Source organism: Bradyrhizobium sp. (genome assembly GCF_030693485.1).
Taxonomy (GTDB): Bacteria; Pseudomonadota; Alphaproteobacteria; order Rhizobiales; family Xanthobacteraceae; genus Bradyrhizobium.
Genome location: NZ_JAUYAN010000153.1, coordinates 1 through 4,706 on the forward strand (window position 1 = coordinate 1; position 4,706 = coordinate 4,706).

Here is a 4,706-nt window from a genome sequence, read left to right on the forward strand (position 1 = left end):
TGCCTGCACGGGGTTTCGCCGAGGGTGCGGCGGCTCATTCGATGCAGATGGTGAACGGAGAGTTTCCGGAACCGGCCTCGTATGGTTTCGAAAGGGTGGATGCGACCGGTGGCTGCGGCTTGCCGCCGGAATCGGTCATCAATCGAAAATTTACACCGAATCGAATGAGTCGGATTTTTCGCTGATTTTCGGCGATTTAGGCTCAATGCGAACACTTGCGATTTATCGACGGCTGTTAGTCAGGGATTGATTGCGAGAACAATCGCAACGGTTGCGCGACGCATCGCGGGCTCCCGCGGTGGATCGCAACCGAACCAAAAGAGACGACCGGGGTCGCGAGATGTTTTTTCTGCTTCGCATGGCATTCTGGCTCGGGCTGGTGCTCGTGCTTCTGCCGAGGGAGAAGACGCCTGAATCCGACAAGCTGCCGCAACTGGGCGCGTCGGAAGCCGTGTCGGCTGCAACCGCGGCGGTGTCGGACATGAGCCAGTTTTGCAAGCGCCAGCCGGCTGCCTGTGAAGTGGGCGGCCAGGCCGCGACCGTGATCGGCCAGCGGGCCCAGGAGGGTGCGCGCAAGCTCTATAACCTCATCACCGACAAGAAGGCGCCCGACCATACCGGCTCGATCGACGGCGCCGACGACGCCTACGCTTCGCCGCCGGAGGCTGCGCCGCGCGATACGCTGACGCCGGACGATATGGTGGCGGAGTGGCGCGGCCAGCCCTGAGCGCGAATCAGGCCAGAAGAATAGGCCGGGAACAGTATCGCTTTCGGACGCCTGCAATCCTATATAGAGCGCTTGGGATTGAGCGCGGGACACGATGACGATCGACGAAATCAGGGACAATTTTGCGCTGCTGGACGATTGGGACGACCGCTACCGGTACGTCATCGAACTCGGCCGCACGCTCGATCCAATGCCGGAGGCCGAGCATTCCGCCGCCAACAAGGTGCTGGGCTGCGCCAGCCAGGTCTGGCTCTCGAAACAGCTCGATCGCAGCGGCGGCGAGCCGTCACTGAATTATCTCGGAGACAGCGACGCCCATATCGTGCGCGGACTGATCGCGATCCTGCTGACGCTGTATTCCGGCCGCACCCCGCAGCACATCCTTGAAACCGATGCGCTGGCGCTGTTCGACGAACTCGGATTTCGCGAGCACCTGACGCCGCAGCGCTCCAACGGCCTGCGTTCCATGGTCGAGCGCATTCGCTCCGACGCCCGCGAGGCGCTGGCGACGGCGTCCTGAGTTGCTGAGTTACTTCCGCCGCCGGCGCTGCTGGCCTAGTCCCATCTTCTTGGCGAGCGCCGAGCGCGCCACCGCATAATTCGGCGCCACCATCGGATAGTCGGCCGGCAGGCCCCATTTGTCCCGGTACTGCTCCGGTGTCATGTTGTATTGGGTGCGCAGATGCCGCTTCAGCGACTTGAAGCGCTTGCCGTCCTCGAGGCAGACCAGATAGTCGGGCGTCATCGATTTCTTGATTGACACCGCGGGTTTGGCAGGTTCCAGCGGCGCCTCAGCGCGGCCGGTTGAAACCCGTTGCAAGGCGGCGTGAACCTGGCTGATCAAGGCCGGGATTTCGGAGGCCGGAATCGGATTATGGCTGAGATAGGCCGACACGATTTCCGCCGTCAGGTCGATGAAACTTTTTCCGGCGCTGTCGGTCATGGCTGCACCTTCCAGAAATCGCAATCGAACGGGGACCCTGCAGGATCGAACCAGTATTCCGAAACACCATACGTAGTCCGGAATCGTTTACTACTTGAGGAATATGAGCGGATTACTGCTGACGTGACAAGAACGACTGTACTTATTTTCGATTGGATTCGCCGCCGGTACAGGCCGCTCAGGAACGGTGGTCGAGATGCGAGCGCAGTTCATCGATCGAGGCGAACCGCATCATGCCTTCGGGCATTTGCGCCTCGATCGAACCATCGGAATACAGCGAATAGGCCATGCCATCGACGACGCCCGATTTGAGAACCGTGACCTGCGCCGTGTCCTCAACTCGTGCCGCCGGCGGGTGACGATCCGCGCTGTCAGCGGCGGGATCCGCTTCGGCGAAGGTCGACGGCGTGCGGCCGGCGCGACGCGGTGGTGGAATCTCGCTTCGCGAACGTTCCGGCTTCGGCCAGGCGTCGTCGAACGACGCGGGCGGCGCTTCCGGTGATTCGGGAACCTGTGGAGGCGCCGCGGATTCGGGCTGAGGAACGGTCATGGAAGGATCCGCTCGCGCCTGGGCACGCTCGCGCTCCTTGCGGGATGACGATGAGAACAGCAGGTTGCGCTTCGGCTTGACGGCCGGCGCGGGCTCGGCGGCAGCCGGCGCCAGCGGGCTGTCGTCCGGCGCGCGCTCGCGCGGTGCCGCCTCCCCAAGCCATGGCGGCGGCGAGGCCGTTGACGGTGCTGCCGGTTCGATATGGCCGGCATTTTCCGGTCCGGCCTGGTCGCGGCTGTAGAAGCCGCTGTTTTCCGCCGGATTGGGCGGCGCGGCGCCTGCCGACGCCGGTTGTGACGCGTTTTCGGCGCGGTGCCCCGCCGCGGCACCCGCAGGCCCAAGCCGGCGCGCGATGATTTTCAACTCCTTGACGGCGGTCCACAGGCCGAGCAGCAGCATCCCGGTGCATGCGGCAACGGTACCCGCCTGGATCAGGGTATTGCCGAATCCGAATTCGTTAATCGGGATCCCGAACCCGATCGCCACCAGGCCAGCCAATAGCAGGCCAATGCCAGCGACCAACAACACGACCATCATGGAACTCACCCCTTGGCCGCGCCCGAAATGCTCGCAGCCGCCATCGCCACGATACCGTCATATTGCGTGCACCGCCAACCGCCATTTGTGGGCAATCCCTGCGAAATTCGATCGGCTACCCGACCGAACACCGGTTCGGCCTTCCCTTCCGGCAACAAGCTGACCCCGCGAATGTCTTGGGCCCGCCGTCCATTGCTGCATTGCACTAGAAAAATTAGGCCACATTTCCCAATTACTTGGAAAGGGATCTACGCTATATGGATGCCGGGGAATAAAGGCTCAAAGCGCCAAAAAAACGCTGAGCTACAGGGGACACCGGGTTACCGATAGTCATGTCATCCATCACTGCTTCGGCCATCGATACGCCCGTTCGGCGATCGGTGGAACGGACTTGCGACGAAATCGCCATCGCAGTGCTGGCGGCGATCGGATTGATCGCGGGCCTGACGTTTCGTGATTATGGCCTGGGCTGGGATGACTACACCCACGCTGAATACGCTGAACTGTTGCTGCGCATGTACGGTTCCGGCTTCAAGGACACCGCCGCGCTGTCTTTCGCCAATCTCTATATGTATGGCGGCGGCTTCGATATGGCCGCAGCCTTGCTGCACAAGATCATCCCGCTGGAACTGTTCGAAACCCGTCGCCTGCTCGGCGCCATCGTCGGCCTGATCGGTCTTGGCGTGACGTGGCGGCTGGGCCGCCGGGTCGGCGGTGCGCTCGGCGGATTGGCAGCGCTGCTTCTGCTGGCGCTGTGCCCCACTTTCTACGGGCACATGTTCATGAACCCGAAGGATTCGCCTTTCGCGATTTCGATGGTGATCCTGATGCTCGGCCTTGTCCGTCTGGCGCAGGAATATCCGCGGCCCTCGCCGCGCACCGTCCTGGTCCTCGGCCTCGGCGCCGGCCTGTCGATCGGTTCGCGCATCCTCGGCGGCATGGCCCTGGTCTATGCCGTGGTCGGTTTTGCGCCGCTGCTGATCGAGGAGCTTCGCGCCCACGGGGTGCGTGAAGCGGTTCGCCGCCTCGCCCATGTCGTCTACGTGCTGCTGCCCGGCCTGGTGTTCGGCTATCTCATCATGGGGCTGGTCTGGCCGTGGTCGATCATGGAACCGGGCAATCCGTTCCGCGCCCTGACCTATTTCTCGCACTTCTTCGAGAAACCGTGGAAGGAGATGTTCGACGGCGCGCTGGTGTCGGTGCCGGATATGCCATGGTCGTATCTGCCGACGCTGTTCGCCCTGCAAATTCCCGAAGTGCTGCTGGTGCTGTGCGTCGCCGCCATCGCCGGCACCTTCATGTCGCTGTCGCGCAACGACGTGCCGGCCCGGCGCAAGACCGTCTTGTTGATGCTGACGCTGGCTGCAACCTTGCCGCTGGCGGTGGCGATGGTGAAGCGCCCGGCGCTTTACAACGGTATCCGGCACTTCATCTTCGTCATCCCGCCGATGGCGGTGCTGGCCGGCGCGGCCTTCGCGTGGGGCATGAACGGGCTGAAGCACAGCCATCGCCGATGGCAGCCCGTCGCCCTGGGGATTTTCACCTTCGGCCTGATGCTGCCGCTCGGCGAAATGATCCGGCTGCATCCCTATCAATACACCCACTTCAATTTCATCGCGGGCACGGTCCGGTCGGCGGATAATTTGTTCATGCTGGACTATTGGGGCCTCGCGCTGAAACAGGCTTCCGACGGCCTGCGCCAGGAGCTGGTCGAGCGGCAGGAATTCCCGCCCGCCAATCGCAAATGGAAGGTCGCGGTGTGCGGACCGCAACGCCCCGCCCAGGTCGCGCTCGGTCCTGACTTCACGATCGGCTGGGACTCCGGTGCCGCCGACTTCGCGATGACGCTGGGCGAATTCTACTGCAAGGGCCTCACCGCCCCGGTCATGGTGGAAATCAAGCGCGACGACGTGGTATTCGCCCGCGTCTACGACATCCGCGGCCAGAGC

General features: G+C 63.1%; 6 protein-coding genes. 4 read left to right on the forward strand and 2 right to left on the reverse strand.

Annotated features, from left to right (window positions below):
- The 3 genes from Q8N40_RS11160 to Q8N40_RS11170 all read left to right on the forward strand — a co-directional run.
- Positions 1-185: hypothetical protein (locus Q8N40_RS11160; protein ID WP_305711859.1), on the forward strand; the 185-nt coding region annotated here is incomplete at its 5' end.
- Between the two features lie 155 nt (positions 186-340).
- Entirely contained in the window at positions 341-727 is a 387-nt protein-coding gene (locus Q8N40_RS11165) for a DUF5330 domain-containing protein (protein ID WP_305711860.1), read from the forward strand.
- A 94-nt stretch (positions 728-821) separates the two neighbouring features.
- On the forward strand, positions 822-1,247 hold the full coding sequence (locus Q8N40_RS11170; RefSeq protein WP_305711861.1) for a SufE family protein: 426 nt from the start codon (positions 822-824) through the stop codon (positions 1,245-1,247).
- A gap of 9 nt (positions 1,248-1,256) precedes the next feature.
- On the opposite strand, the gene Q8N40_RS11175 is transcribed toward Q8N40_RS11170, so the two are convergent.
- Positions 1,257-1,670 (reverse strand): MucR family transcriptional regulator, encoded by a 414-nt coding sequence (locus Q8N40_RS11175; RefSeq protein WP_305711862.1) that lies wholly within the window; start codon positions 1,668-1,670, stop codon positions 1,257-1,259.
- Between the two features lie 178 nt (positions 1,671-1,848).
- Positions 1,849-2,757 (reverse strand): DUF308 domain-containing protein, encoded by a 909-nt coding sequence (locus tag Q8N40_RS11180; RefSeq protein WP_305711863.1) that lies wholly within the window; start codon positions 2,755-2,757, stop codon positions 1,849-1,851.
- 332 nt (positions 2,758-3,089) lie between these two features.
- Here Q8N40_RS11180 and Q8N40_RS11185 point away from each other — a divergent pair.
- Positions 3,090-4,706, forward strand: a 1,617-nt coding sequence (locus Q8N40_RS11185; RefSeq protein WP_305711864.1) for a glycosyltransferase family 39 protein, incomplete at its 3' end; no start/stop codon positions are given.